Source organism: Streptoalloteichus hindustanus, from assembly GCF_900129375.1.
Lineage (GTDB): Bacteria > Actinomycetota > Actinomycetes > Mycobacteriales > Pseudonocardiaceae > Streptoalloteichus > Streptoalloteichus hindustanus.
In genome coordinates this window covers 578,156-604,612 of sequence record NZ_FQVN01000004.1, presented here as the reverse complement: position 1 = coordinate 604,612, position 26,457 = coordinate 578,156, and the positions used below count along the sequence as shown (strand labels likewise).

The following is a 26,457-nucleotide window of genomic DNA, read 5'->3' as shown; positions in this document are numbered from 1 at the left end:
GCGGGGCGGTCGTTCCGTCGTGGGCGCCTGCGGTGGGCGCGCCGGAGTCGCTTGCCGAGGGTGTTGCGGGCCTCGTGGACGTTAGAGGCGCCCGAGGTGTTGTTCGGCGGCAAAGTCATCCCGTCGTACGGCGTGATGCCAGGCGGCGTCACGCCAGTAGTTGTGCTTCACGATCTCGGCTGCGTCCTCGATGATCTCGCCACCCAAGAAGGCGTCGTTATCGTCGAAGTGCATCCGTACCAACTTGCGTGAGTCGAACAGCCAGTAATCGTGGTCGGGTAGTCCAGCAGCTTCGGCCTTGTCGCGCGTGAGGTAGCGGATGTCTTCGCCTGCGCCGTTGGTGAACTGGGCGCACCACACACCGAAGCGGCTGTAGTCGGTGAGCGGCAGTGTCACCACGCGGACACGAGCGAAGCGCCGCCCCTTGGCTGTGGCCTCGCGCAACATGTCGAGCCAGCTCTGCATCCAAGGCAGGTCATCCGGTTCGTCCGCGAGGAACTTGCGCAGCGACTCGTTCTCGTAGCTGGCGTCGTACTGGTCGCGGGCTTCCAGCCGGTAGGCGGTGTGCTCGAAGGAGTGGAAGAGCTGCCGGAACTCCGGGCCAGGTTGGATGAGGGAAGTCAGCTCTGCCCCTCCTGCTCCTGATAGCGGCGCACGTACATCTTGAGCACGTCCTCGGGGATCTCGATCAGGGTCTCGTGGTCGGGCACCGGGCCGATGTCCGCGAGCGCCTGCGGGTCAGTGACCTTCCAGCCCTGGGCGATGTAGGTCACCCGGTCGGTGCGGTCGGTGGCGAACAGCGTGGGCGAGTTGTCTACCTGCGAGTTTGGGTCTTTGCCGAGAACCGGGCACGCATCTGACCTCCTGATGATCTTGCGAGAAACTTGGCGAACCGTTCTAGTCCATCGTGGCTGAGGTGCGGTCAGGGTGGCTGAGGTGCGGTCAGGCGTCAACCAGCTAGCCCGGGCAGCTTCACCACGGTGCGCGTTACAAGCAGTCAATAGAAACCGCTGTTACATGCAGTCACACTTTTAGATGTGGACAACGAATACAGATTTCTCCAGGGATTCGGCCGCGATGAACGCGCTGAACGCCGACACTGCGGGTGCCAGTTGGCCACCGGTCCGGTTCTTGCTGTCCCGGATCGCGACAGTGTCCGGGCCGCTGCCGATCTCGACGCACTGGCCGCCGTGGTTAGCGCTGTGGCTGGACGTCCGCCACTTCGTCATGAGGTCACCTCCATTGGCTGGAGCCTTGTCCCCCGAGGGTGCGGGGGACAAGGCTCCAATTGGGAGAACACCGCGTGCGCTGCGTCCGCGGGTCAGTCGACCTCGGCAAGATGGGGTGTCAGGTAGTGGGTCCCCGAGCGTTAGGGCCGCTCGGGGACTCTGCTACCGCCTCCCGATCCTGTCGGCCTTCACTGCGGCGATGAACGCGGTGAAGGTCGCGCGGTCAGCGGTCAGGGTGCCGCCGGCCGGGTTCTTGCTGTCTCGCATACCCACGTGCTCGCCGGCGAACAGTGCGGTCTCGACGCAGTCCCCGTTGTCCGTGCTACGGCTGGATTTCCGCCACTTCGTCATGGGATCACCTCTCGGAAGCCGGTGTTCACGGCGGGAGCCTTGTCCCCCGAGGGTGCGGGGGACAAGGCTCCAATTGGGAGAACACCGCGGGCGGTGCGCCCGCGGGTCAGTCGACCTCGGCAAGATGGGGTGTCAGGTAGTGGGTCCCCGGGCGATAGCGCCGCTCGGGGGCTACTACCTCATCCCTGGCCGGTCAAGCTCTCCGCGCTGCGCGGCCGCGATGAACGCGCTGAACGCGGGCACCGCGGGTGTGAGCTGGCCACCGGTCCGGTTCTTGCTGTCCCGGATCGCGACAGTGTCCGGTCCGCCGCCGATCTCGACGCACTGGCCGCCGTGGTTAGCGCTGCGGCTGGACGTCCTCCACGTGTTGATCATCTGGTCACCTCCTTCCGTACCCGCTCAATGAACACCATGGACTCAGCCGGGTTCAAGCTCGTAACGCGCAGGGCGTTGAGCACGTCGACAAGACGCTCAACCTCCTCGGGCTCATCGACGAACGTCGCCCGCACGACGCTCTCCAGGTAGCCGATGCCAATCAAAGTCGTGGTGAACCCGAATACCGAGAACGACCCGTGCATCCCTGCGTGTGCGCCAGTCTCCGCTGGAGTCACCTGAATCCGCACCTCGGGCTGACGTCCGATCTCGATCAGGTGATCAAGTTGTTCGGCCATGACCTGTGTCCCGCCGACCATGCAGCGCAACGCGCCCTCCGTCACGATGGACCACACCCTCGGCGGATCGGCCCGCTTGAACACCGCCTGTCGCTCCATGCGCTGCGCGACGAAGTCCTCGATCTCCTCCACGGACAACGCGGGAGCGGAAGCGGCCAGGACCGCCCGTGCGTACGCCGGTGTCTGAAACAACCCCGGCACAGCTACGGCGTCGAACGACTCGATGGTGGTCGCGCTCTGTTCCAAGCCCACGAACAGGTTGAAGTCCTTGATGTTGCTCTCGATGTGTGCCCAGGGATCGGCGACCTTCGCGGCCTCGACCAGCTGACAGAGATCCCGAATCTTCTCGGGTGCGCCGTAGAACGTCAGCAGCCGCTCTACGATCGCCGGCTTCGGCAGGTGTTTCGCCGTCTCCAGTTGCGCGAGGTTCGCGCGCGTGACGCCGGTGGCCGCCTGCACCTCACCCTGACTCACGCCCAGGTTCTTGCGGAACCGGACGAGTTGCAGCGCGATGTAGCGCTTGATCAGGGGCGGGCTGATGCGCATCCAAGGCTTGGTCATGCGGAAGAGCCTCCAGCTCCGAGGAAGTACGAACACGTCTCACATGTGAGATCCACTCGAATGGGGCATGGTCGCCATGTGGCAACGGATCTACAGTCGTCTCACAAGTGAGATAGTGACTCAGCGCACAAGATCGGCAACTGAGGCAACCATAGCGGCCCGGCTCGCGCGCCCGAACACCACCCCAGGAAGCGCGCCATGCCTGTGGTCTCTCGTCGGCGGATCGCCTCGCGCTACGTACGCGATGGGGCCTTGCCAAACAGTCCCGCAACACCACGGGTGAGTCCCCATTCCCACCTGGTGTCCACGGGTCCGCCCCGCAATCGAGGGAGGGGAACATGACGACCAGTTGGAACACGCCAGCCTCCTCCGCGTCTGCTGAGGAGACTTCCGAAGCGCCCGCACCCCCGACACCGGTCGAGACGACGACTGTCATGGCGGCGCTCGTTTCCGCTCGCCCCACCAGGAGGGCGGCCGTCTGGCCCTCTGGTGAGCGGTTACCACTGTCCACACGGGACATCGCCTACGTCTACGGCCGTCGGGTCCTGGAGATCCAGGACCACATCGAGGCCCTGATCGCGGGCCTGCGGCGCATCACCGCCGCGCCCGCCCCAGACCCCGGGTCAGTGCGCAACCCGCGCTGACCCGGCTTCCACCGGTGGTGCCCCGGGGCGCTGCGGGGGTGCCCCCCGACTTCGCCCGCCGCAACCAATCCCGGATGCGCGCCACCACGGGCGTGGCCCTGCCCGCACCCTCCCAACCCCGCCGCCACCTCCTCCCCGGCGGGGAGGGCAGGGCCACGCCCACCCCAGCAACCCCCTGTGCCGCAACGGAAAGCCGGATGCACCTCGAACGGGAGGAACCGTGGGAAACGGATTCGACACCACCTCCCACACCTGGCAGCCGGCCGAAATCGACGGCAGGGGCCTGCGCCACGTCTACCTGGGACCGGCGCGGCGCGGTGACTGGCCCGTCACCCTGCTGTGCGGGCCGACCATCGATGACGAGACCTGCGCCGATCACAACGACGCCTGGCTGTGGCCCACGTGCGCGACCTGCGACGCCAAGCTCCGCGAGGCACTGGGTCTGCCCTTCCCATCCCCACCGGAGCACCCCTGCCGCCGGAAGCTCCTGCGCCCGGAGACCGAGTCCCGCTGATCGGCGTCGCGCTCGGCCTTCCCGACACCCCTCGGAGATCGCTCATGTCTTCCACTGCCGCCGCTGTCGCTGTTCGCCCCGGCGACCTGAAACACGCCGTCGACGGCTGGTTGCCCGGGCTCGGACACGACACGCTGCACCTTCCCCGCGTGTACAAGGGGTTCCTGCTGCCCTCCCCGATCCAGCCCGAGCAGGGCACCTACCGGGCGGTGTGCGGCATGAGCTGTCAGGACCGCCCGGCCGCAACTCTGGCCCAGGGCAAGAACCTTCCGCCCTGGACGTGTCCCTCCTGTCAGGAGCGCGGCACCGCCCAAACCGCCCCCGAGTCCGTGAATCCCGGAGAGTCCCGATGACGACGACCAACACCGACTGGACCGCCCACGCCAAACGGCTCGCCGACCAGCTCGCGGAGTCCGGCGACCTGACCGACCCCGCGTGGCGCGCCGCGATCAGCGCCGTGCCCCGCCACCTGTTGGTGCCGCGCGCCTACACCCAAGCCCACGACGGGTCGTGGTCGGAGATCGACCTCAGCACCCCCGAGGGGATGCAGCGGGTGTACTCGACCACCACGCTGGTGACCGCGATCGACGGCCGAGGCCACCCGGTCTCCTCCAGCACCAAGCCGGACCTGATGGTGCGGATGCTCGAACTCCTGTGCTTCCACTACGGGGACCGGGTGTTGGAGATCGGCACCGGCACCGGCTACAACGCCGGGCTGTTGTCCCAACGGCTCGGTGAGGACAACGTGTTCTCGATCGACGTCGACCCCGAGCTGGTCACGCTCGCCCGCCAACGGCTCGGCGGACTCGGCTTCCTGCCCCGCCTGGCCGCCCGGGACGGGGTCGGGGGATGGCCCGAGCACGGCCCCTACGACAAGATCATCGCCACCTGTTCGGTGCCCCGCATCCCGCAGGCGTGGGCCGACCAGCTCGCCCCGGACGGCCGGCTGCTCGCCGACCTCAAGATCGGACTCGACGCCGGCAACCTCGTGCTGCTCACCAAGCACGGCAACCGGTTGAAAGGCTCGTTCACCGCGCGTTGGGCGTCGTTCATGCCCGCGCGCCACGCCCGCGATGACGGGCAGGCCCCGGCCCGGGTCGAGCGAGCCGAGCAGGAACGGAAGTTCGCGACCACCGCGCCACCGGAGCCGTGGAACACCCACCGCGAGGTGTGGATGCTGGCCAGTCCACTGCTGCCCCCGGGCACCACCTACGGCTACCGGCTGGACCCCGGCACCAGGACTCCCACGGCCGCCACCCTCACCGCGTCGGACGGGTCGTGGTGCGCCGTCGACCTGTCCAAGAAGCGGCCGCGCGTGGTGACCGAGGGCGGGCCGACCCCGCTGTGGGAGTCGGTCGAGCGCGCCTACGAGCAGTGGTACGGCCTCGGCGAACCCCCATGGGCGAAGTTCCACCTGGAGGTCCGGCCCAACGGCGACCACGAGATCACCATCGCGGACCGCCCAGGCTGGCGCCTGTTCCTGCCATAGGAGGCCAGCTCGTTGATCTTGGACAAGGCAAGCGATCGAGAACCTCTCTTCTGAAAGAGTAACCAGGTGAACACTCTCCGTCGTGACGACGCCAGTGCCGCGGAGTTCCGCGATGCTCTGGTGGACCAGCTCCTGACCAACGGCATGATCACCTCGCCCGTCGTGGAACGGGCCTTCCGCACGGTGCCCCGGCACCTGTTCGTCGCCGAGGGCACTCCGCTGGAGGCCACCTACACCCTCGACCAGTCGGTGCCGATCAAGCGGGACCCCGGCGGTGTGGTCATCTCCTCGACCAGCGCGGCCTACATCCAGGCCCGGATGATCGAGCAGGCCGAGCTCGGCCCGGGCATGAGCGTGCTGGAGATCGGCTCCGGCGGGTACAACGCCGCGCTGCTGGCCGAAGTCGTCGGTGAGGGTGGCCGGGTGGTCAGCGTGGACATCGACCCGGAGGTGACCGACCGCGCCCGCGAGCTGCTGGAGGCGACCGGATACGGCAGCCGGGTCACGGTGGTGCTCGCCGACGCCGGGAACCCGCTGCCTGGGCTTCACGAGCCGTTCGACGCGATCCTGGTGACGGTCGGGGCCTGGGACCTCGCGCCGGCCTGGCTGGAGCACCTGTCCGAGGGCGGCAGGATCGTCGTTCCGTTGCGGATGAACGGGATCACCCGCGTCATCGGCTTCCGCCGGCAGGGCGACCACTTGCTGAGCACGTCGGCGGAGGTGGCCGGGTTCGTCCCGATGCAGGGCGGGGGCGCCCACGACGAGCGGGTCTTCCTGCTGCCCGACCGCAACGGCCACCACGTCAAGCTGCGCTTCGACGACGGCGCGCCGGCCGAGATGAACCTGTTGGACGGGGTGCTGGCGACCGACCGCACCGAGGTCTGGTCCGGCGTCACGATCAAGCACGGCGTGTCCTTCGCCGACCTGCACCTGTGGTTCGCCGCGTTCCTGCCCGGCTTCTGCAAGCTGGCCGTGGACGAGGGCACCGACATGGCCGCCGAACGCAAGACCTGGTTCCCGTTCGGTGTCGTGCGCGGCGACTCCTTCGCCTACCTGGCCGTCCGCCCGGTTCCCGAGGGCGGCGGGGTGGAGTTCGGCGCGCGCGCCTACGGCCCGCACGGCGAGGCCGCCGCCACCGCGATGGTCGAGCAGATCCGGGCGTGGGACCGCCGGGCCCGCCACCTGGAGCCGGCCTTCGCCTACTGGCCGACCGGCTCGCAGCGTCCCGAGTTCGGCGAGGACACGGCCGTGCTGACCAAGACGCATGGCCTGGTCACGATCTCCTGGCCACCGGCGGCGGACGCCGTGACTGGCCAGGGTGCCCCGCACAACCCCACCACGGCGCACACGCCAGCGTGACCGCTGAGCAGCGCGCGGCACTCACCACCCTGATGAACGCCTCCGGCCTGAGAATCGGGACACTGCCGGAACCGTTCCGGCAGAGCCTGCTCGACTCGGCACAGGCCGCAACCCAGGCGCTGCGCCTGACGCTCGGGCAGCCCGAGCAGCCAACCACGCGAGTCTGACCAAGGCGGCCCGGCTGCGTTCGAGATCCCCGACCGGGGCCGAGCATGGAACAGCGGCCGATTCCACAGCGCTCACCCGGCGACGGAGACGTTTCCGTCTCAGTGATTCGTGGTGTGATCACAGCGGAAGCGACGGGATGGGGGCGCGATCCCACGCGAGCGAATCTTCGTGCGTCGTGGGCAAGCGGAGTCTGATCACCGCACCGCGGACCTGGGATGACCGGCAGGTCACCCGCGCGGGCTCGCCGAGGTGCGGGAGCCGAACGCTTGCTGCTCATTCGCCGAATTCCGCAGAGCTACCCCCGCGTGCGCGGGGACGACGTGTGCTCTGCGTCACCGTGCCATGCACTTAACGAGCTACCCCCGCGTGCGCGGGGACGACGCTAGACGTCCGATCGGGTGGTCTGGTCCGCCAGAGCTACCCCCGCGTGCGCGGGGACGACGTGGGGCAGATGCGTCGCAGGTGCCCCAGGACGGAGCTACCCCCGCGTGCGCGGGGACGACATGAGGCAGCTAGGCGCGCCGTTCCACGAGTACGAGCTACCCCCGCGTGCGCGGGGACGACTGCTGAGCCGAGATCCCCGCCGCGAACCAACGCGAGCTACCCCCGCGTGCGCGGGGACGACCGCGCTGTCCAACGTGCCCATTTCCGAGGGAGAGAGCTACCCCCGCGTGCGCGGGGACGACCGCGTACGTGCCCGAAAAGCACGGTATGGGCGAGAGCTACCCCCGCGTGCGCGGGGACGACACTTGCTGACCTGGCACTTTATCGCGCGTTGGGGCCTGTTTTGACCATTTGTTTTCGCACAGGGTGTCTGGGCTGGTTCCTGGGTCCGTAGATCATCCTCGTCCGGAGGTTGTCAGGACACCAGAAGCGCCCTGGCGGTCAGCGGTTCGCTGACCGCCAGGGTAGATGTTCGGTTACGGGAGGGCGTTGAGGAACGGGCGGTGGCTGTTCTGGAACTCCCACTTGTAGTAGCGGTCCCAGTTGATCGACCAGGTCATGAGGCCGCGGATGGCGGGGGAGGCTCCGCCGCGCAGTGTGTAGCTTCCGCAGTTCTGGTTGCGGGCCAGGCAGTTCAGGGCCTGGTGGACGGCGGGCGGGGCGGTGTGGCCGTTGCCGGCGCTGACGGCGGCCGGCAGGCCGAAGGCGATCTGGTCCTCGCGCAGGCCGGGGAAGGTGTGGCCGGTGTTGGCGACGCGGAAGCCGGCCTTGAGCATGTCGGTCATCGCGATGTGGAAGTCGGCGTTGCCCATGTTGTGGTACTGGTTGTCCAGGCCCATGACGGGGCCGGAGTTGTAGTCCTGCACGTGCAGCACGGTGAGCGCGTCGCGCAGCGCGTGGATGACGGGCAGGTAGGAGCCGGTGCGGTTGTCGCCGCCGCCCGCGCCGCCGTAGAACTGGTGGCCGACCTGGACGAAGAACGTCTCCGGGGCCATGGTGAGCACGAACTTGGTGCCGTAGCGGGACTTCAGGGTGCGCAGCGCGGAGATGAGGTTCACGATCACCGGCGTCGTCGGGTTGCGGAAGTCGGTGTCGCCGGCGTTGAGGTACAGCGAGTGGCCCTCGAAGTCGATGTCCAGGCCGTCGAGGCCGTACTTGTCGATGATGGCCGAGACCGACTGGACGAACTTGTCGCGGGCGGCGGTGGTCGTGAGCTGGACCTGGCCGTTCGCGCCGCCGATCGAGATGAGGACCTTCTTGCCCTGCGCCTGTTTCGCGCGGATCGCCGCGATGAACTCGGCCTCGGACTCGACGTTCGGGCACTCCGAGGCCGGGCACAGCGTGAAGCGGATGTCGCCGGAGGTCACCGAGGTCGGCTCGCCGAAGGCGAGGTTGATGACGTCCCAGGCGGCCGGGACGTCGGCCATGCGCAGGTAGCCGGAGCCGTTGGCGAAGCTCGCGTGCAGGTAGCCGATCAGCGCGTGGCGGGGTAGGCCGGTCTGCTGGCAGCCGGTGGTCGTCGCGGTCACCGGCACGCTGTGGGCGGATTCTCCGACCGTGTTGTACGTGGCGACGGTGTAGGTGCGGCTTGTGCAGGCGGGCAGGTCGGTGAAGGTGGCCGTGGTGTCGGTGACGGTGGTGCGGAGCGCGGTGCCCTCGTAGACGCGGTAGCCGGTGGCCCCGGGGACGGCGTCCCAGCTGATGGTGACGCTGTCGGCGGTGGCTCCGGTGACGCGGACGTTGGCCGGGGCCGCCGGCAGGCCGGGGGTTGCGCCGCCGCAGTCGGCGCCGTTGACCCGACAGTTCTGTGGGGAGCCGGCGCCGCTGGCGACGAACCCGAAGCTGACGCTCGCGCCCGGGGCGATGGTGCCGTTGTACTCGCGGTTGGCGAACGTGTGGTGGTTGCCGTTCTTGGTGAGCAGGGCGTCCCAGTAGCTGCCGAGCGTGGTGCCGGCCGGCAGGTCGAACTCGACGCGCCAGGTGGAGATCGCGCTGGTGCCGGTGTTGGTGATCGTGTACTTGCCCTCCCAGCTGGAACCCCAGTCGGAGACCTTGGCGAAGGTCGCGGTCTCGCCGGCGGCGAGCGCGGGTGTGCTGGGCAGGAGCACACCGGCCAGGGCGAGGAGGAACGCGGACAGGACGGTGGACAGGCGTCGCATGACAACCTCCGAACCGCGCGGCGAGCAGGGGAGGGGCCGCGCGGGGTGGCTACTTGTCTAGACCAATGGCGTGATGTTGTCCAGGTCTCACCGGAGCAACCCGGGGGCCGGGCTCGCGCCGGTCACGCGACGCCGTGGTGGGTCGGCGGTGCCGAGGCCGGCCGACCCACCACCTGAGCACCCCCGCGGTTATCGCGCGATCGCGCCGACCGTCGCCCTGGGCGTGCCGTGCAGCGCGGTCCAGTACTCCACCACCTGCTCGACCGAGCCGGGGTGGGCCACCAGCCCCACGTAGCCGTCGGGGCGGACCAGCACCAGGGTGCCGTCGTGCGCGTCGTACCCGGCCCGCGCGTGTCCGTCGCTGTCGACCAGCGCGTGCTCGTCGGCCGGCACGCCCGGCCGGACCACGGTGTGGGCGCGCAGGGCGGGACCGAACCGGTCGCCCAAGGTCGCGGCCGTGGGGGTGTGCTCCGCGCCGAAGATCAGAAGTGTCCACTGTGGACCGTGGAACAGGTCGAACAGCCGGGTCGGCCGGCCGGCGACGGTCACGGGCGCGTCCGGCGCCCGGTCGCCGGCCCGCAGCGCGCCGGGCTCGGCGCGCTCGTCGCGGGAGAGCGGACCGGTGCGGTAGTTCAGCGTGAGCCCGTGGACCTCCGGGCCGCGCACGTGGGCGTCGTCGTCGCCCCGCCGGTGCTTCTCCAACAGCGCGGTGCTGATGTCCAGCGCCGCGCGCGCGGCGGCCATCCGCTCCGGTTCGTAGCTGTCCAGCAGGACGTCGGCGGCGCCGGCCAGCGTGGCGGCGAGTTTCCAACCCAGGTTGTAGCCGTCCTGGATGCCGGTGTTCATGCCCTGGCCGCCGGTGGGCGGGTGCACGTGCCCGGCGTCGCCGGCCAGGAAGACCCGGCCGACGCGGAAGCGCTCGGCCAGCCGGGTGTTGGCCCGCCAGACGGTGTGCCAGGTCACCTCGCGCACGGCGATGTCGTCGCGGCCGGACGCCTCGGTGATCTGTCGTTGCAGGTGCTCACCGACCGGCTCGTCCGGGTTGTCCGGCGTCGGCGCCGTGACGACGAACAGGTCGGTCCCGGTCAGCGGCACCACCGAGACCATGCTGTCGCCGGCCGGCCAGATCCGGCCGTGGTCGCGGCTGACCCCGTCCACCCGCGCGTCGGCGAACAGCATCGTGGTGCTCTCGTCGGTCTCGCCGGGGAAGGCGATGCCCAGCCGCTTACGCACCGTGCTGCGCCCGCCGTCCGCGCCCACCAGGTACCGGGCCCGCACGGTCTCGGTCGCGCCGTGGGCGACCAGCGTCGCGGCCACGCCGTCGGCGTCCTGGGTGAAGTCGACCAGCTCGGTCGAGCGCTCCACGCGCACACCCAGCTCGGCGAGCCGCTGGCGGAGGATCTCCTCGGTGCGGAACTGCGGCACGAGCCAGATGTTCGGGTACGGCACGGACGGGGTCGGTGCGACCGGCTCGGTCATCCGCCCCTCCCAGACGACCTCCCCGCCCCGGTAGGCGCGCAGCACGGTGCCGAGGTCGCCGCTGGCCAGGATCGGGTCGAGGACACCGAGGTCGGCGAAGACCTCCAGGGTTCTCGGCTGGATGCTGTCGGCCCGCGATCCACCGAAGAAGCGGTCCGCCCGGTCGACCACGCGGCACCGCACGCCGCGTGCCGCGAGTGCGCAGGCCACGGTGAGTCCGGTCGGGCCGGCCCCGACCACCACGACGTCGACATCCCCCACGAGGTCCTCCCAGATCGCTTGTTCGTATCGCGTACCAAGCTTTGGTACGGCGTACCAACAACGCTAGCGGTACTGTGTACGAATGGCAAGGGACGAGGAGTCGGCGCTGATCTGGACCCGGCCGGAACCCCGCACCCGCCGGCCGAAGTTCACCCGCGAGCAGATCGCCTCGGCCGCGCTGGCGATCGCCGACGCCGAGGGCTTCGCCGCGGTCTCGATGCGCCGGATCGCCAGCGAGCTGGGCGCCGGCACCATGACGCTCTACTACTACGTCCGCACCAAGGACGAGCTGGTCGCGCTCATGGACGACGCGCTCATGGGGGAGGTGCTCGTCCCCGCCGAGGAGTTCCCGACCCACTGGTACGACGCGCTCACCGCCGTCGCGACGCGCACCTGGGACGTGCTGATCCGCCACCCCTGGGCCCTGCACTCGCTGCAGAGCGCGCCACTGGGTCCCAACAACATGCGCCACTTCGAGCAGTCACTCGCCGCCGTCGCCGACACCGGTCTGGACGCGGCCGACAAGTTCGCGTTGCTCGGCATCGTCGACGACTACGTGCACGGCAGCGTGCTGCGCGCCTGCGCTCCCACCGTGTCCGGCGAGACGGTGGAGGAGGCCTTGCGCTACGCCGAAAACCTGGTCGCCACCGGCGAGTTCCCGCAGATCCAGGCGCTGTTCGGCGGCGACGTCCCCCGGGAGGACTCCCGGCACGCCTACGCCCAGGCCGTCGACGTGGCCTCCGCGCGCGACCGGTTCCTGCGCGGTCTGTCCGCGCTGTTGGACGGTGTGGCCGCGAGGATGAACCTCAGCCTGCCCCCGTCGTGACGGCCCCGCGCCGCGGGCGCGCGGTAGGTTGCGGGCATGCCCAAAGATGATCTTCCCGTCGAGGTCGGGCGGAGCGCGGAGCTGTTCCTGGCGGCCGCGGACGAGCTGGCTCCGGGTCTGGTCACCGGCTTCTCTCTGGTCGGATCGGTGGCGCTGGGCGACTTCCGCCCCCGGGGCGCCGGCCGGGGCCCGCTCAGCACGGCCAGCGACATCGACTTCGTCGCGGTGACCGACCACCGACTGGAGCCGGAATCCCCGGAAATGCGGGCGGTGGCACAGGCCCACGCCCGCACCGTCGCCCGCTTTCCCCGGCCCTACTTCGACGGCATGGTGCTCACCCGCGCGGATGTGGCGGCCGGGCCACAGGACTGCCCCGACGTCCCCTGCGCCCAGCAGAGCCGTTTCACCCCGGCCGGGCGCTCCGCCCTCAACCCGGTCACGTTCTGCGAGCTGGCCCGGCACGGGATCGCGGTGCGCGGGCCACAACCGGCCGAGCTGGACGTGTGGGACGACCAGAACGCCCTGCGCGCCTTCACCCTCGACAACCTGCGCACCTACTGGCGACCGTGGTGGCGGCGGAACACGCAGTCGCACCCCCTGGCACTGGCCATCGGGCTCACTCCGTGGTTCCCGGTGTGGGCGGTGCTCGGCGTGAGTCGACTGCACCACCTCCTCGCCACCGGAGCCATGACGTCCAAGACCGGCGCCGGCCGGTACGCGCAGGAAACGTTCGACCCGCGCTGGCGGCGCATCATCGACGAAAGCCTGTTCCTGCGCACCGAAGGCGCCGAAGGCCGCCGCGGCTACCGCAACCCGCTGGCGCGCCGCCGTGACACGCTCGACTTCCTGGACGCCGTCATCGACGACGCCCTCGCGCTGCCCGCGGTGCCCTGACGCGAGATACGTCAGGTTCCCGAATGATCCTGGCGTCTGGTCATCCCCGCGGTTGATGTGGCGCGCCAACGGTGTCTGGAGGATGGGGCGGGTCCCGAGCGGAACTTCTCGTTACTGGGAGGGGATTTCGTGAGACTGGGCATGCGCCGGTTCACCACCGCCGTCGTCGCCGCCACGGTGGCGGTGGGATTGTTCGGCCCGACAGCGCTCGCCGCGCCGGAGACCGCCACCGCGCCAGAGGTGCGGGCGCAGCACGATCAGGACCGTGCCGCGTTACGGAAGGCCATGAGCGAGCTGGTCTCCTCCGGCGCCGCCGGCGTGCAGGTGCGGGTGCACGACGAGCAGGGCGACTGGACCGGCAGCTCCGGGGTGAGGGAGCTGCCGACCGACGAGAGGGTGCCGACCAACGGGCGGTTCCGGATCGGCAGCATCACCAAGACCTTCGTGTCCACTGTGGTCCTCCAGCTCGTGGGCGAGGGCCGGATCGGGCTGGACGACCCGGTGGCCCGGCACCTGCCGCGGTTCGGCCTGGACCAGCGGATCACGGTGCGGATGCTCCTGCAGCACACCAGCGGCCTGTTCAACTACACCGGCGATCGCACCGCGGACGGGAAGTTCGATCCGGGGATTCCCCTGCTGGGCAAGGAGTTCCTCAACTGGCGCTACCACACCTACCAGCCGGACGAGCTGGTGCGGTTCGCGCTGTCCAAGCCGGCCCGGTTCGAGCCGGGCGCGCGTTGGCAGTACTCCAACACCAACTACGCGCTGGCCGGCCTGTTGATCGAGAAGATCACGGGGACGCCGTACGCGCGGCAGGTGGAACGCCGCATCCTGCGGCCGCTGCGGTTGTGGGAGACCAGCCTGCCCGGCACGGCGGTCGACATCCCCGGTCCGCACGCGCACGGCTACTTCCCCTACACGGAGAACGGGAAGGTCCACGCGGTCGACATCACCCGGCACAACGTCTCCTGGGCCAACGCCGCCGGCGAGATCATCTCCACCACCAGGGACCTGGACCGGTTCGTCTCCGCGCTGCTGGGCGGCACGCTGCTCAGGCCGGAGCTGCTGGCCGTCATGCGCGAGACCCGTCCGATCGGCGACGAGATGGGGTACGGACTGGGACTGATGACGCTGGACAAGGGGCCCGCCTGCGGCGGCACGATGTTCGGTCATGACGGGGGCGTTCCCGGCTACCGCTCCTACCTGCTCAGCAACGCCGACCGCAGCAAGCGGTTGGAGTTGTCCGTGACGGTCGGGGCGGTGAACGTGGACGACCTCGACGCCGCCATGAAGTTCGGGAACGCCATCGTGGCCGTGGTCGTCACCGCCTTGTGCGGCGGGCCGGCCCCGAGCACCCACACGGCCTCTCCGCTGGCCGCTCTCCCGTCGATGCGTTTCTGACCCTCACCGGGCCATCCGCATTCGCGGCGAGACCAACGCCGGTGCGATGACCAGCCGACGCCGAATGACGGAAAGTCGTTGGGACACAAGGTGGTTGGTCGCCCCGCGCGACCGGTGCGACGGTGGGCCGAGGTCGAGCCGGACCGCCGGCTCATGGGGGAGAGGGGCCCCGAACGTGACGAAGAACCTCCGAAGACCTCGCTGGCTCACCGCCGTGGTGGGCGCCACGCTGGCCCTGGCCGTGACCGGCGCTCCCGCCGTCGCCGGCGAGCCCGACGGGCAGACCCCGCCGGTCGAGTGCCAGGCGGGCTGGTGTCCCGAGACCCTGCCGGCCGATCCGCTGCCGCTGGGCATCTCCGAGCTGGCCGCGGTCCACGGCGGGGAGACGTGGGCGGTCGGCCACGCCCGGGGCTCGGCCCCGCTGGCCCTGCGGTGGGACGGGCGGTCGTGGCAGGCCACCACTCCGCCGAAGGCGGAGCAGGTCGACCTCAACGGCGTGGCCGGGTGGTCGAAGAACGACGTGTGGGCCGTGGGCACGCGGGGCGACCTGTCGACCGGGACGCACACGCACGTCCAGCACTGGGACGGTCGCGAGTGGACAGTCGTGCCCAGTCCCAGTCCCAGTCCGGGGCCCGCCGTCTCCCGCGACCAACTCCACGCGGTGGCCGTCGCCGGCCCGCACGACGTGTGGGCGGTGGGGGAGATCGACAACCTCGGGCCGGGCAACCGGCCGCTCCTGCTGCACTGGGACGGCAGGGCGTGGTCGGTGGTGCCGACCCCGCTGTCCGACCTCCCCGGCGCCTTCCGGACCGTCACCGTCCGCTCGCCCCACGACGTCTGGGTGGGCGCCCTGGTCGGCGACGACCTGCGCACCCGCGTCCCGGTCACCCTGCGCTGGGACGGCCGGAGCTGGCAGCGGATCGACGTCCCGGACCCGGACCCGGCCTCCACGATCGGCATGGGAGCCGACCTGAACGGCCAACCGCTGCTGGTGGTGAGCAAGACCGTCGGCAAGTACCGCGACCACAGCCGGGTGTGGCACTGGACCGGCACGGCGTGGAGCCGGTTGTCGGTGCCGGTGGTCGACGGGGAGAACCTGGCGCTGGCGTCGATGACCGCCGACCGCACCGGGCGGGTCTGGCTGGCCGGCCGCACCGGCGGCGGCGCCGGGATGGTCGTCACCTGGGACGGCACTCGGTGGACCAGCACGCTGCTCGGGTTCGGTGGTCGGGGCTCGGTCAACGGGCTGGCGGCGTCGCCGAGCGGCAAGGAGGTCTGGGCGGGCGGCTCCTTCCGGGCGGGAGGGCGCGGCCGTGGCGTGATCTTCGCCCAGCGCTAGCCCAGCGATAGCCCTGCGCCCAGCGATAGCCCTCGACGATCACGCGGGCCGGCCGCGATCGGCGAACGAGAAGGTCGGCGAACGAGAAGCGAGAGCGGTCCCCGGCGTGAGAGGAACGTCGTCTCACGCCGGGGACCGCCTGTTGCTCGTCGAGCGTCACACGAGGACACGCTCGTGGTCGGCGTCCACCCGGGGTGCGCCGGCGTCGCGTCGCTCCAGCGCGGCCGAGAGGATCGCGAGCAGGAGCGCGGAGGCGGCGAGTGCGGCCCCGACCCAGTTGGGCGCGGTGTAGCCGAGGCCGGCGGCGATCACCAGGCCGCCGAGCCAGGCCGCGAGCGCGTTGCCGAGGTTGAACGCCCCGATGTTGAGGGCGGAGGCGAGGGTGGGGGCGCCCGCGGCCTGGTCCAGGACGCGCTTCTGCAGCGGCGGGACCGTCGCGAAGCCCAGGGCGCCGATGAGCGCGACGGACACCGCCGCGGCGATCTTGCTGTGCGCGCTCACCGTGAACAGCGCCAGGACGACGGCCAGCCCGCCCAGCGACACGTACAGCATGGGCATCAGGGCGCGGTCGGCGAACCGGCCGCCCACCAGGTTGCCGGCGACCATGCCCAGGCCGAACAGGACCAGCAGCCAGGTGACGGAGGAGCCGGCGAACCCGGCGACGGTCGTCATCATCGGCGCGATGTAGGTGATGGCGGCGAAGACCCCGCCGAAGCCGAGGACGGTCATCGCCATCGCGAGCAGGACCTGGCCGTTGCGGAGGGCGGCCAGCTCGTGGCGCACCCGCGCGCCCTCGGGCCGGGGCTGCTCGGGCACGAGCCGGAGGATGCCGAGCAGGCCCAGCACGCCGAGCCCGGCGACGACCAGGAAGGTGACGCGCCAGCCGAGGGTCTGGCCGACCAGGGTGCCCAGCGGGACGCCGACGACGTTGGCGACGGTGAGGCCGGTGAACATCATCGCGATCGCCCCGGCCTGCTTGTGGGGCGCGACCAGGCTGGCCGCGACCACCGAGCCGATGCCGAAGAAGGCGCCGTGCGCCAGCGAGGCGACGAGCCGGCCGGCCAGCATCACGCCGAAGGCCGGCGCGAGCGCCGAGAGCGCGTTGCCCACGGTGAACAGGACCATGAGCAGGGCCAACATGCGTTTCCGCGTGACGCGGGTGCCGAGGATCGTCATCAGCGGGGCGCCGCCGACGACCCCGAGGGCGTAGCCGGTGACCAGGTACCCGGCGGTGGGGATGGAGACGCCGTAGTCGGCGGCCACCTCGGGGAGGAGGCCCATGATCACGAACTCGGTGGTGCCGATTCCGAAGGCGCCGACCGCCAGGGCCAACAGCGCGAGAGGCATGAGGGGACTTTCTGGGAGAGAGCGGGTTACGTGCGTCCACAATAGTTGCAGACGCGCGATAGCTGCAAACGCCGGATGTCGCGATCGTGTCCTATCCTGGGTCGCGTACCCACTCCCCGCGCAGGAGGACCGCGATGAGCGCCATGGACGCCGTGCCCACCGGCCTCGCCCAGGGCTGGTGCGCCCTGTCGCTGCTGCACAACAGGATCGAGGCGCACGTCGAGCGCGCCCTGCAGGCCGGCCACGACCTCAGCGTCCGCGAGTACTCCCTGCTCAACGTGCTCAGCCGCCAGCACTCCGGTGACGATGGCCACCTCCGCATGTCCCAGGTCGCCGACGCGGTCGTGCTCAGCCAGAGCGCGACCACCCGGCTGGTCTCCCGCCTGGAGGACCGGGGGCTGCTCGCCCGCTACCTGTGCCCGACCGACCGACGCGGCATCTACACCGACGTCACCGAGGCCGGACTCGCGCTGCTCGCCGAGGCCCGCCCCACCAACGAGGCCGCGGTGCGCGAAGCCCTCGACCAGGCCGCCCGCGACCCCGAGCTCGCCCCGCTGGTCACCGCGGTCAAGTCGCTGTCCACCGCGCCCCGCCCCGCTCCGGTGCCGGCCGACCACCGGTGAAAAGCCGCGTGACCAGCGCGCGACCCGCCGTGGACACTGGCCGGTGATCCAGCACCGCGAGGCCCTTCGCCCACTCTGGAGCCGCGTCCGGGCGCATCTCGCCGCCGCCGAGGCGCGTCTGGCCAGCACCCTGGAGTCGACCTGACCGACACCCACGAGTTCGGCGCACCACAACGAACTGGAGCTGGCCCTCGACTGCCTGGTCCACCTCGGTCTCGACCACGACCTGCCGCTGCCCTTCTGGCGGGACCTCGACCAGGCGGCACGAGAGATGGGGCTGCACACCGCTGCTCTCGACGCTCCGCACCTGACAGCGGCTGATCTCTGCCAGCGCCGTCTCGCTGCCGCGTCCGAGATACCGACTGAACCGGACGGCGAACATTCCTGACCCCAACACCGGGGCCGCGCCCCGCCGGGTGCTGGCGGTGGGCACACCGTGTGGTCTTCTTGCGGGTGACACTGCTGGCGCGTCGGGTCGGCGGGCACGGACCAGGCGCGGGCGCCGGAGAGGTGCGAGAAGCATGAAGTACGTGCGGCTGGAACCGCTCATCGACCCCGAGGACTACCTGGACAAGCTCGGTGCGGTGGCCGACGCGCTGCCGCCGGGCGCGCGGGAGTTCGCCACCGACCCCGGGCACTACGACTTCGGCAGCGACCGCTGCGTCAAGGACCTGACCGTCGAGGCGCTCGGCTACGACGACGACCACGACCGCATCGCGCTGGAGATCGTGTTCGGGCCCAACCCGTGGAAGCACACCGAGCGGCTCACGGTGCGCTACCGGGGCGTGGTCGACCTCTCCCTCCAGGTCGGACCGAAACCGCTCGCGGGGCGCCGGCTCGGCAGCGTGGTCCTGGACGAGATCCTGCCGCACGAGCAGGGCTGCCGACACGAGATCGCCCTGCACGCCGGGTCCATCGTGGTCGTCGCCGCCGACCTCACGGCGGTCTGGTCGGCGCCCACGCCCTGAGGGCGTGCTGTCGTCCTAAGTGGACAGACGCTCGGCGAGGAGAACCACGCCGACCACGACCATCGCGGCGCCGGAGACGCGGGAGACCACGCGCGACGCCGCCGGACGGGCGCGGAGCAGGCGGTGCGCGAAGCCGGCCACGCCGAGGCAGACCACCCCGCAGGTGACGGTGAAGGCCATGCCGAGCACCGCCATCTGCACGGGCAGCGGCCAGCTCGCCCCGGGGTCGGTGAACTGGGGGAGCAGGGCGACGAAGATCAGCAGCCCCTTGGGGTTGAGGCCGCTGACGGCCATGCCCCGCGCCAGCGTGGCCGGCCGCCGGCCCGCGGGCGCTGGCGACGCGCCCAGCGGCTCCGCGGGGGAGCGCAGGACCGCGAACCCCAGCCACACCAGGTAGAGGCCCCCGGCGAGGGTCAGCGCGGTCAGCGCCACCGGGGTCGAGGCGATCAGGACACCCACACCCGCGGCGACCACGGCCGTCACGGCGGTGTAGCCGAGCACGATCCCGCCGGCGGCGGGCACGACGTGGCCGCGGAGCCCGGCGCTGACGGCGAAGGCCCAGTCCGGGCCGGGCACCGCGATGAGCAGGGCGGCCACGCCCCAGAAGGCGAGAACGGAACTGACCGGCACGGACCACGTCCTTCGCTGGAGGGCGGAGATCCCGGAAGGCTATGCGCGTCCTGCCCAAAAGGGGTTCCAACTGTTACCCCGGAATCCGCCGGGGAGGAGAAGGATCTTCCCCATGGACGCTGTCGACAGGAAGATCCTTGCCGTGCTCCAGGAGGAGGGGCGGCTGACCCTCACCGAACTGGCGGAGCGGGTGCGGTTGAGCGTCTCGCCGTGCCACCGACGCCTGCGGGCGCTGGAGCGCGACGGCACGATCCAGGGCTACCGGGCGGTGGTCGACCCGGCCGCGCTCGGGCTGACCTTCGAGGCCCTGGTGTTCGTGACGATGCGCCAGGAGGACCGCGACACCCTGCTCGGGTTCGAGGAGGCCGTCGCCGGCATCCCCAACGTCCTGCTGGCCCAACGCCTGTTCGGCGACCCCGACTACCTGCTCCGCATCGTGACCGCCGACCTCGCCGCGTACCAGCGACTTGAGGACGACGTCCTGGCCGCCCTGCCCGGCGTGCAGCGCCTCAACTCCACCCTGGTCATGAAGCGCGTCGTCGACGACCGTCCACTCCCGACCCGGTAGCGCCGGTGAGGCGTTCCACCATTCGGGTGAGCTTGGTGTGGTGGAAGGACCAGGGTGACGCGGTGATCACGGGGGAGGGGACCCGCCTGGGGGTGGCGGCGGCGCGGCGGCTGGCCGAGTTGGACCGCCCCGAGATCGGGCCCGGGTTGACCGAGGCGGAGTTCGACCGCGTCGAGCGCGAGTTCGGGTTCCGGTTCGCCGACGACCACCGGGCTTTCCTGTCGGTCGGGCTGCCGCTCAACGGCCCCGTGGCCGAGGGGCAGGCCGGGGAGCGGCCCTGGCCGGACTGGCGCGACGGCGATCGCGACGAGCTCCGCGAGCACCTGGACTGGCCGGTGGACTGCCTGTTGTGGGACGTCCGGCACGGGCACTGGCGGGAGAGCTGGGGCGAGCGGCCGGAGGACACCGAGGCCGCCGTGGCTGCGGCCCGGCTGTGCCTGGCGGAGGCGCCCCGGATGACGCCGGTGTACGCGCACCGGTTCCTGCCGGCGGGGGCGGGCACCTGCGGTCACCCGGTCCTGTCGATGCGGGGAGGCGACATCATCTACTGCGGCGTCGACCTGCTCGACTACGTCAACCAGGAGTTCGCGGAGCCCCGGCCCGACCGTCCGGCGGGCTGGCCCCCGCACCTCACCGTGCCCTTCTGGAGCGACTACCTGCGTCCGCGCTACCGCTCCTGAGGCGGCAGGGCTCCCTTCCGGTGAGCAGAAGACGACGTGTCGCGGCTACTCGCGGCTCGGCGTCGCGCGCCAGCGCTCGGCCGTGCGGACCATCATGCGGACCATGTCGTCATGGACGAGGCGGAGGAACTGCTCCAGCTCGGCCATCCGGGCGCCGGCCGGAGTGGCGGCGCCCAGCCTCGCGCGCGCCTCGGTGGCGGCTTCCACCCACATCGCCGCGATCCGCGTCCTCGCCGTCCAGATCCGGTGGTGGGCGTCCGGGGCGAGGAGGTACCGCTCCCGACGGCAGTGGGGGAGGCGTTCGCGGTGGAGGAGTTGTTGGCGTTCCAGCTCGCGGACGGCCTTGGAGATCGACGCGGGGCTGACCCGTAACCGGCGGCCGAGGACGTCGGCGGTGAGCCCGGTGGTGTCGCTGGTGACCAGGTGGGCGAGCACCCCGGCCACGACACGGGGGAACCCCGCCTGGACCAGCAACGTGGTGAACCGGCGCGCCACCGCGCGGAGCGCGTCGAGGTCGTTCCCGCCGGTGGCGGACTCGTCCGGGGACCCAGCTGGCGGGCCGGGCCGCCGACGGCCGGCACGGACCATCGCCGAGTGCTGCGCCTGGTCGGCCTGGTAGCCGGCGCGTCCGCCGTTGCGGCTGACCTCCCGGCTCACGGTCGAGGTCGGCCGCCCCAGCCGCCGCGCGATCTCGGCGTACCCGTGTCCGGCGGCCAGACCCGACGCGATGACGTGCCTGTCCCGCAGGGACAACCGGACTCCCGCCATCCGGGTTCGCCTCCCACCTGGCTGTGCTGTTGTCGGATCCCGGGAAAAGGCGGTCAGCGTGTCGCCGAGGTGGTCGGGGGAGCGGGCCTCACCCGCCCCCGCCGATGGTCCTTTTCCGGTCGCTGCTCGGAGAGGTGGAGAAGCCACCTGCAGGGTCCATCGTGGGCGACCCGGCGGCTGGCGGGACAGTCCGGGAAATCCGCTACCGCGGCGGCTGACGACACGCGGTGGGCGAGGCCACCGGTGTCCGCACCCACGGAGCCGCCCGCTCTGTCGCAGCTCTAAGCCCTAACATTTCAGTGCTTACTAAATAGTTCTCCCCTCCATCGAACCCGAAGGCAAGTACGGAAAAACCCTCAAGAAAAAGCAGCAGGGAGAGGAGGCGCCGTTCCGGCCCGTTCCTCGTGTTCGCCGCGTGGTCGAGAGACGCGCCGGCGCCCACTCAAGATCCGTATCCGGCGTGACGATGACCCACACGCCGACGCCCCATCGACGTGGTCGTCGTGGTCCTCACTCTTCGCCGCTGTTTCGTCAGCGCTGTTTCGCCAGGGAGCCGCTGTGCCGCGTGACCTCACTCCCGAACTCCGCTGCATCGCCTCGCGCGACGCCGCCGACGGTGTCGAACGCGCCGTCGTCGGAGCCGTGATCAGCGACCGGGGCGCCGTCCTGGTCCTCCAACGCCGCCTCGACGAGGAGTTCCTGCCAGGGTTGTGGGAACTGCCCTCGGGTCGGGTCGAGGCGGGGGAGGACCTGGTCACCGCCCTCCGGCGCGAGGTCGCCGAGGAGACCGGCCTGGACGTCGACGTCGTCACCGGCTACCTGGGGTCCTTCGACTACGTCTCGGCCGGCGGCGCCCGCACCCGGCAGCACACCTTCGCCGTGACCGTGGTCGAGCCCGAACCCCTCCACCTCACCGAGCACGCCGACCACGCGTGGATCACCGCCCCCGACGAGCGTCCCGTCAGCCGCAACGTCGCGGTGCTCCTCGCGAAGCACCTCACCGCCGCGTAGCCCCGACCACTCGTGGGGGCCGGGCTGCCCCGCGTGGTCTCCTGCCCGGTGGTTCGACCAGTGGTGATCTCTGGCCCTGTGATTTCAGTGCAGACCAAAACTAACAATCTCCAGCAACACGAACGCCAGCCCCCTGAACGAAAACCAGCAAGGAGGGACAGAAGGCAGCCCCATAGCGTCCACAGTGGACTGAGTTGGGGATGGTCAGGGAAGGTTCAGGGGCGGACCCGGGGGCGCCCCCGCTGTTCGCGCGGGTGACCGCCCGCCACGCTGATCATCGTGTCGACCAGTCCTCGTCCCGCCCTGTCCCGTCGTTCGGTCAAACTCGCCCGGTACGCGACCCCGGTGCTGGCGGTCGCCGCGCGCGCTGGTGCCGTGGTTGGTGGTGCTCGCGGCGACGCTGCCGTCCACCACCGTCGTGCGGCACTGGGACGTGGCGTGGGTGGGGCTGGACTGCGCGCTGGGCCTCGGGCTGGGCGCGACGGCCTGGTGGTGGCGTCGGCGGGACCATCGGACGAGTCTGGCCGCGGTGGCGACGGCGACCCTGGCGGGTGCGGACGCCTGGTTCGACGTGTGCACCTCGCCGGGCGCGGGAGAGGCGGTGCTGGCGGTGGCCCTGGCCGTGTTCGTGGAGTTGCCGGTGGCGGTGTTGTGCGTGGCGGTGGCCGCGGCGTCGTTGCCGCGGCCGGTCGCCGGTCAGCTCACAGCTGGGGCACCCGGTGGTGGTAGCGCTCGATGAGGGAGGCGTTCCAGGCGTCGTTGCCGTCCACGTTGGAGCTGCGCCACAGCGGGAGTTCCACGGCCTCGTCGGCGGCGTGCTCGGCCAGTCGGACGAGCAGGCAGTTCCACAGGAACATCACCGCCAGCGACGACAGGGGCGCGGTGGTGGGGGCGTCGGCGGGGTGGGTGACGTCGCCGGGCGGGACGAGGGTGTCCAGGACGAGGGTGGCCTGTTCGGCCAGGGTGGTGGCGGCGCGGCGGGGCGCGCCGGCGGTGGAGGCCGGGGAGGTCACGGCGATGACGGGCAGTCCGGCCTGGCGGGCGTGGAGGGCGAGCTCCACCGGGTAGGGGTTGACGCCGCTGGTGGAGAAGACGACGGCGACGTCGTGGGGGCCGGGGTTGGCCTCGGTGAACACCTGTTCGGCCAGGCCGGCGCGGCGTTCGGCGACGGTGCTGTCCCCGGCGCCGTGGAGGGGGAGCAGCTGGGGGTGGTAGAGCGGGCGGACGCAGGCGAGGCCGCCGGCGCGGAAGAAGGTCTCGGCGACGGCGGCCAGGGAGTGCCCGGCGCCGGCGGTGAGCACGACGCCGCCGCCGCGGACGCAGTCCAGCAGGAGTCGGGCCGCCTTGTCGAGGGCGTCGGCGTTGTGCTCCTCGAGGCGGGCCAGGTGCGTGCGCACCGCCTCGCCGTAGCCGGTGCTGGGGGTGCTGGACGGCATGGGTGCCTAACCTCCTGCGGCGCGGGGCCTGTGGTCCATACCACTGTGCCTGGGGCGTCAACCCCCGCGCGTGGGGGCGCTGTGTCGGGGGTGGGTCCTAGGGTGATCTCCGTGCGAGAGGTGCGCATCAGGCCGGCGACGGCGGGGGACGCGGAGCGCCTGACGGCGTTGATGCTCGCCTCCAGCGCCTACCGGGGTGTCTACGCGTCGATTCTGGCTGGCTACCGGCTCACTCCTGAGTACGTGGAGGGGCATCCGACGTTCGTGGCCGAGGCCGGTGGTCGGGTGGTGGGCTTCTACGGCCTGGTCGTGGAGCCGGCGGAGCTGGATCTGTTGTTCGTCTCCGACGACGCGCAGGGCCTGGGGGTGGGGCGGGCGTTGGTGGCGCACCTGTTGGCGGAGGCGCGGCGGCGGGGGATCGCCAGCGTGCGGGTGGTGTCGCATCCGCAGGCCGAGGGTTTCTACCGGCGGATGGGCGCGCGGCCGGTCGGGGTGGTGCCGCCGTCGCCGCCTCGGGTGACCTGGGAGCGGCCGGAGTTGGTGTTCGACGTGCCGGGGACGGACTGAGGCGGGTCGCGGGGCCGCGCACGTCCTTGCCGTTCGAACATTGATCATGTTCGAATGAACAGGTGGAGAGTTCGGATCGGCAGGAGATGATCCTGCGCGCCCTACGCGAGGCGGACCGGGTGAGCGTGACCGAGCTGGCGGCGCTGACCGGGTGCTCGGAGATGACGATCCGGCGGGACCTGGACGCCCTGGAGCGCGACGGTCTGCTGCGGCGCGTGCGGGGCGGCGCGGTGAGCGCGTTGACCGGGGAGGAGACGCCGTTCCCGGTGCGGGGCCGGCAGCACGTGGCCGCCAAGCGGCGGATCGCGGCGGCGGTGGCCGAGCTGGTGGACGACGGCGAGTCGCTGGTGCTCGACAGCGGCACCACGGCGGTGGAGGTGGCGCGGCTGCTGCGGGACCGCCGGCTCACGGTGCTGCCGTTGTGCCTGCACTCCGCGACGGTGTTGGCCGGGGCGGAGCGGGTGCGGTTGCTGTTGCCCGGCGGGGACGTGCGTCCCACGGAGTTGGCGTTCACCGGGCCGTTGACCGAGCACGCGTTCCGGCAGTTGCGGTTCGACACGCTGGTGCTGGGGTGCTGCGGGATCACCGCGCGGGACGGGGTGACCGCCCACGACCTGGCCGAGGGGCAGGTCAAGCGGGCGGCGGTGGCGGCGAGTTCCCGGGTGATCGCGGTCGCCGACGGCAGCAAGTTGGGCCGGACCAGTTTCGGTCGGGTCTGCGGGCTGGAGGAGGTCGATCTGGTGGTGACCGACGTCGACGCGCCGGCGGAGCAGGTCGAGGCGCTGCGGGCGGCGGGGGTGGAGGTGCTGTGTGTCTGAGGTGAACGCGCCCGTGGGCGCCGCGCGTCCGCTCGATCCGCCGCGGGCGGCGCGGTGGGCTACGGCGGTGGTGTTCGGGCTGCACGCGGCGGTCTTCGCGTCGTGGACGCCGCACGTCCCCGAGGTCAAGGACCAGTTGGGGTTGCACGAGGGCACGTTGGGCGCCACGTTGCTGGGCGCTCCGCTGGGCTCGGTGTTGGCGATGCTGGTGACCAGTCCGGCGTTGGCCCGGTGGGGCAGTCGGCGGGTGACCGGGGTGGCGTTGGTGGGGTACGCGCTGGCGGCTCCGCTGTTGGGGTTGGCGGGTTCGGCGGTGGCGTTGTTCGCGGCGCTGACGGTGTGGGGCGCGTTCCAGGGCGCGTTGGACGTGGCGATGAACGCGCAGGCGGTGGCGGTCGAGCGGGGGTACGGGCGGCCGTTGATGTCGGGGTTCCACGCGTACTGGAGCCTGGGGTCGGTGGCCGGGATCGGGCTGGGGATGGCGGGGCTGTCCCTGGGGGTGTCGTTGGCCGCGCAGCTGGCGGCGGTCGGCGCGGTGGCGGTGGTGGCCGCGCCGGTGCTGGTGCGGCCGATGCGGGCCGACGAGGTCGCGGGTGATGACCAGCACCGGTTCGTGGCGCCGTGGCGGCAGCGGGGGTTGTTGCCGTTGGCGGGGATCGTCTTCGCCGCGTTGTTGTGCGAGGGGGCCGCGGGGGACTGGACCGCGGTGTACCTGCGGGACAACGTGGGCGCGCCGGCCGCGTTGGCCGGGGTGGGCTACGGCGCGTTCGCGACGGCGATGTTCGTCGGCCGGTGGATGGGGGACCGGTGGGTGGCGCGGCACGGCCGGGTGCGGGTGGTCGCGGTGCTGTCGGCGACGGCGGCGGTGGGGACCGCGGTGACGTTGGCGGTGGGGCATCCGTGGGTGGCCCTGGTGGGTTTCGCCGCGTTGGGGTTGGGGCTGTCGTGTCTGGTGCCGGTGGTGTTCAGCGCGGCCGGGTCGTTGCCGGGCAGTCACCCCGGGCAGGCGCTGGCGGCGGTGGCCTCGGCGGGGTGGATCGGGTTCCTGCTCGGTCCGCCGGCGATCGGGGGGTTGGCGCACCTGTCGTCGTTGCCGTTGGCGTTGACGGTGTTGCCGGTGTTGGCCGCGGCGATCGCGGTGGGCGCGCGGTCGTTGCGGGACCGGTCCTGACCTGCGGTGATCACCCAACCCACACCCTCCAGTGGAGGTTGAGACGGTATGTCTCAACCTCCACTGGAGGGGTGGTCAACC

The 26,457-nt window shown here is 71.2% G+C and carries 31 protein-coding genes and 1 CRISPR repeat array; of the genes, 19 read left to right on the top strand and 12 right to left on the bottom strand.

Annotated elements, in window-relative coordinates; all coding sequences use genetic code 11:
- Positions 1-81 precede the first annotated feature (81 nt).
- The 6 genes from BUE43_RS15625 to BUE43_RS15600 all read right to left on the bottom strand — a co-directional run bounded on the left by BUE43_RS15625 (position 82) and on the right by BUE43_RS15600 (position 2,812).
- On the bottom strand, positions 82-612 hold the full coding sequence (locus tag BUE43_RS15625; RefSeq protein WP_327083455.1) for a DUF6879 family protein: 531 nt from the start codon (positions 610-612) through the stop codon (positions 82-84).
- An 8-nt stretch (positions 613-620) separates the two neighbouring features.
- Complete coding sequence (locus tag BUE43_RS35150; protein WP_234995743.1) at positions 621-773, bottom strand: hypothetical protein; 153 nt, start codon at positions 771-773, stop codon at positions 621-623.
- A gap of 258 nt (positions 774-1,031) precedes the next feature.
- Positions 1,032-1,229: a DUF397 domain-containing protein gene (locus tag BUE43_RS15615; protein WP_073483658.1), complete on the bottom strand. Its 198-nt coding sequence runs from the start codon at positions 1,227-1,229 to the stop codon at positions 1,032-1,034.
- Between the two features lie 162 nt (positions 1,230-1,391).
- A complete protein-coding gene (locus BUE43_RS15610) occupies positions 1,392-1,580 on the bottom strand; it encodes a DUF397 domain-containing protein (RefSeq protein WP_073483656.1) in 189 nt (62 codons plus the stop codon).
- Positions 1,581-1,754: 174 nt separating this feature from the next.
- A complete protein-coding gene (locus BUE43_RS15605; protein ID WP_073483654.1) occupies positions 1,755-1,955 on the bottom strand; it encodes a DUF397 domain-containing protein in 201 nt (66 codons plus the stop codon).
- A complete protein-coding gene (locus BUE43_RS15600) occupies positions 1,952-2,812 on the bottom strand; it encodes a helix-turn-helix domain-containing protein (protein ID WP_143174180.1) in 861 nt (286 codons plus the stop codon). The genes BUE43_RS15605 and BUE43_RS15600 overlap by 4 nt, the downstream gene beginning before the upstream one ends.
- 434 nt (positions 2,813-3,246) lie before the next feature.
- Here BUE43_RS15600 and BUE43_RS15595 point away from each other — a divergent pair, with 434 nt between their 5' ends.
- The 6 genes from BUE43_RS15595 (at position 3,247) to BUE43_RS34210 (ending at position 6,985) form a co-directional block, all read left to right on the top strand.
- Positions 3,247-3,456 (top strand): hypothetical protein, encoded by a 210-nt coding sequence (locus tag BUE43_RS15595; RefSeq protein ID WP_073483650.1) that lies wholly within the window; start codon positions 3,247-3,249, stop codon positions 3,454-3,456.
- A gap of 220 nt (positions 3,457-3,676) precedes the next feature.
- On the top strand, positions 3,677-3,970 hold the full coding sequence (locus BUE43_RS15590) for an HC3 family zinc finger protein (RefSeq protein WP_073483649.1): 294 nt from the start codon (positions 3,677-3,679) through the stop codon (positions 3,968-3,970).
- A 44-nt stretch (positions 3,971-4,014) separates the two neighbouring features.
- The gene (locus tag BUE43_RS34215) at positions 4,015-4,323 is read left to right on the top strand and encodes a hypothetical protein (protein WP_159447740.1); all 309 of its coding nucleotides are present in this window, start codon (positions 4,015-4,017) and stop codon (positions 4,321-4,323) included.
- On the top strand, positions 4,320-5,459 hold the full coding sequence (locus BUE43_RS15585) for a methyltransferase domain-containing protein (protein ID WP_073483648.1): 1,140 nt from the start codon (positions 4,320-4,322) through the stop codon (positions 5,457-5,459). The genes BUE43_RS34215 and BUE43_RS15585 overlap by 4 nt, the downstream gene beginning before the upstream one ends.
- 66 nt (positions 5,460-5,525) lie before the next feature.
- Positions 5,526-6,818: a methyltransferase, FxLD system gene (gene fxlM, locus BUE43_RS15580; RefSeq protein WP_073483647.1), complete on the top strand. Its 1,293-nt coding sequence runs from the start codon at positions 5,526-5,528 to the stop codon at positions 6,816-6,818.
- On the top strand, positions 6,815-6,985 hold the full coding sequence (locus BUE43_RS34210; RefSeq protein WP_159447739.1) for a hypothetical protein: 171 nt from the start codon (positions 6,815-6,817) through the stop codon (positions 6,983-6,985). The genes fxlM and BUE43_RS34210 overlap by 4 nt, the downstream gene beginning before the upstream one ends.
- Before the next feature lie 293 nt (positions 6,986-7,278).
- Positions 7,279-7,733: a CRISPR direct-repeat array (repeat unit 28 nt; unit sequence GAGCTACCCCCGCGTGCGCGGGGACGAC).
- Positions 7,734-7,906: 173 nt separating this feature from the next.
- Here the strand turns inward: BUE43_RS34210 and BUE43_RS15575 are convergent.
- Entirely contained in the window at positions 7,907-9,589 is a 1,683-nt protein-coding gene (locus BUE43_RS15575; protein ID WP_073483646.1) for a chitinase, read from the bottom strand.
- Positions 9,590-9,778: 189 nt separating this feature from the next.
- Complete coding sequence (locus tag BUE43_RS15570; protein WP_073483645.1) at positions 9,779-11,329, bottom strand: FAD-dependent monooxygenase; 1,551 nt, start codon at positions 11,327-11,329, stop codon at positions 9,779-9,781.
- Between the two features lie 82 nt (positions 11,330-11,411).
- Between BUE43_RS15570 and BUE43_RS15565 the strand changes: the two genes are divergently transcribed.
- The 4 genes from BUE43_RS15565 to BUE43_RS15550 all read left to right on the top strand — a co-directional run bounded on the left by BUE43_RS15565 (position 11,412) and on the right by BUE43_RS15550 (position 15,789).
- Positions 11,412-12,155: a TetR/AcrR family transcriptional regulator gene (locus BUE43_RS15565; protein WP_073483643.1), complete on the top strand. Its 744-nt coding sequence runs from the start codon at positions 11,412-11,414 to the stop codon at positions 12,153-12,155.
- A gap of 36 nt (positions 12,156-12,191) precedes the next feature.
- A complete protein-coding gene (locus tag BUE43_RS15560; RefSeq protein WP_073483641.1) occupies positions 12,192-13,049 on the top strand; it encodes a hypothetical protein in 858 nt (285 codons plus the stop codon).
- A gap of 129 nt (positions 13,050-13,178) precedes the next feature.
- On the top strand, positions 13,179-14,450 hold the full coding sequence (locus tag BUE43_RS15555) for a serine hydrolase domain-containing protein (protein WP_234995742.1): 1,272 nt from the start codon (positions 13,179-13,181) through the stop codon (positions 14,448-14,450).
- Positions 14,451-14,625: 175 nt separating this feature from the next.
- Positions 14,626-15,789: a hypothetical protein gene (locus BUE43_RS15550; RefSeq protein WP_143174178.1), complete on the top strand. Its 1,164-nt coding sequence runs from the start codon at positions 14,626-14,628 to the stop codon at positions 15,787-15,789.
- Positions 15,790-15,945: 156 nt separating this feature from the next.
- Here the strand turns inward: BUE43_RS15550 and BUE43_RS15545 are convergent, their stop codons facing one another.
- Complete coding sequence (locus BUE43_RS15545) at positions 15,946-17,136, bottom strand: MFS transporter (protein WP_073483634.1); 1,191 nt, start codon at positions 17,134-17,136, stop codon at positions 15,946-15,948.
- Positions 17,137-17,270: 134 nt separating this feature from the next.
- Here BUE43_RS15545 and BUE43_RS15540 point away from each other — a divergent pair, with 134 nt between their 5' ends.
- Both BUE43_RS15540 and BUE43_RS15530 read left to right on the top strand, forming a co-directional pair.
- On the top strand, positions 17,271-17,759 hold the full coding sequence (locus tag BUE43_RS15540; RefSeq protein WP_073483632.1) for a MarR family winged helix-turn-helix transcriptional regulator: 489 nt from the start codon (positions 17,271-17,273) through the stop codon (positions 17,757-17,759).
- 521 nt (positions 17,760-18,280) lie between these two features.
- Positions 18,281-18,727, top strand: a complete 447-nt coding sequence (locus BUE43_RS15530; protein ID WP_073483630.1) for a hypothetical protein — start codon at positions 18,281-18,283, stop codon at positions 18,725-18,727.
- A 15-nt stretch (positions 18,728-18,742) separates the two neighbouring features.
- Here the strand turns inward: BUE43_RS15530 and BUE43_RS15525 are convergent, their stop codons facing one another.
- Complete coding sequence (locus tag BUE43_RS15525; protein ID WP_073483628.1) at positions 18,743-19,357, bottom strand: LysE family translocator; 615 nt, start codon at positions 19,355-19,357, stop codon at positions 18,743-18,745.
- Positions 19,358-19,469: 112 nt separating this feature from the next.
- On the opposite strand from BUE43_RS15525, the gene BUE43_RS15520 reads away from it, so the two are divergent.
- A complete protein-coding gene (locus tag BUE43_RS15520; RefSeq protein WP_073483626.1) occupies positions 19,470-19,925 on the top strand; it encodes an Lrp/AsnC family transcriptional regulator in 456 nt (151 codons plus the stop codon).
- Between the two features lie 62 nt (positions 19,926-19,987).
- Entirely contained in the window at positions 19,988-20,605 is a 618-nt protein-coding gene (locus BUE43_RS15515; protein ID WP_073483943.1) for an SMI1/KNR4 family protein, read from the top strand.
- 45 nt (positions 20,606-20,650) lie between these two features.
- On the opposite strand, the gene BUE43_RS15510 is transcribed toward BUE43_RS15515, so the two are convergent.
- Complete coding sequence (locus BUE43_RS15510; protein ID WP_073483624.1) at positions 20,651-21,373, bottom strand: helix-turn-helix domain-containing protein; 723 nt, start codon at positions 21,371-21,373, stop codon at positions 20,651-20,653.
- A gap of 558 nt (positions 21,374-21,931) precedes the next feature.
- On the opposite strand from BUE43_RS15510, the gene BUE43_RS15505 reads away from it, so the two are divergent.
- Both BUE43_RS15505 and BUE43_RS15500 read left to right on the top strand, forming a co-directional pair.
- Positions 21,932-22,384: an NUDIX hydrolase gene (locus BUE43_RS15505; RefSeq protein ID WP_073483622.1), complete on the top strand. Its 453-nt coding sequence runs from the start codon at positions 21,932-21,934 to the stop codon at positions 22,382-22,384.
- A gap of 370 nt (positions 22,385-22,754) precedes the next feature.
- Positions 22,755-23,123, top strand: coding sequence for a hypothetical protein (locus tag BUE43_RS15500; RefSeq protein WP_234995741.1), 369 nt, complete (start codon positions 22,755-22,757; stop codon positions 23,121-23,123).
- On the opposite strand, the gene BUE43_RS15495 is transcribed toward BUE43_RS15500, so the two are convergent.
- Complete coding sequence (locus BUE43_RS15495; RefSeq protein WP_073483618.1) at positions 23,086-23,820, bottom strand: sugar isomerase domain-containing protein; 735 nt, start codon at positions 23,818-23,820, stop codon at positions 23,086-23,088. The genes BUE43_RS15500 and BUE43_RS15495 overlap by 38 nt on opposite strands.
- A 111-nt stretch (positions 23,821-23,931) precedes the next feature.
- Between BUE43_RS15495 and BUE43_RS15490 the strand changes: the two genes are divergently transcribed.
- The 3 genes from BUE43_RS15490 to BUE43_RS15480 all read left to right on the top strand — a co-directional run bounded on the left by BUE43_RS15490 (position 23,932) and on the right by BUE43_RS15480 (position 26,376).
- Positions 23,932-24,387: a GNAT family N-acetyltransferase gene (locus BUE43_RS15490; RefSeq protein ID WP_143174177.1), complete on the top strand. Its 456-nt coding sequence runs from the start codon at positions 23,932-23,934 to the stop codon at positions 24,385-24,387.
- Positions 24,388-24,449: 62 nt separating this feature from the next.
- On the top strand, positions 24,450-25,205 hold the full coding sequence (locus BUE43_RS15485) for a DeoR/GlpR family DNA-binding transcription regulator (protein WP_073483616.1): 756 nt from the start codon (positions 24,450-24,452) through the stop codon (positions 25,203-25,205).
- Positions 25,198-26,376 (top strand): MFS transporter, encoded by a 1,179-nt coding sequence (locus BUE43_RS15480; protein WP_234995740.1) that lies wholly within the window; start codon positions 25,198-25,200, stop codon positions 26,374-26,376. The genes BUE43_RS15485 and BUE43_RS15480 overlap by 8 nt, the downstream gene beginning before the upstream one ends.
- Positions 26,377-26,457: the final 81 nt, after the last annotated feature.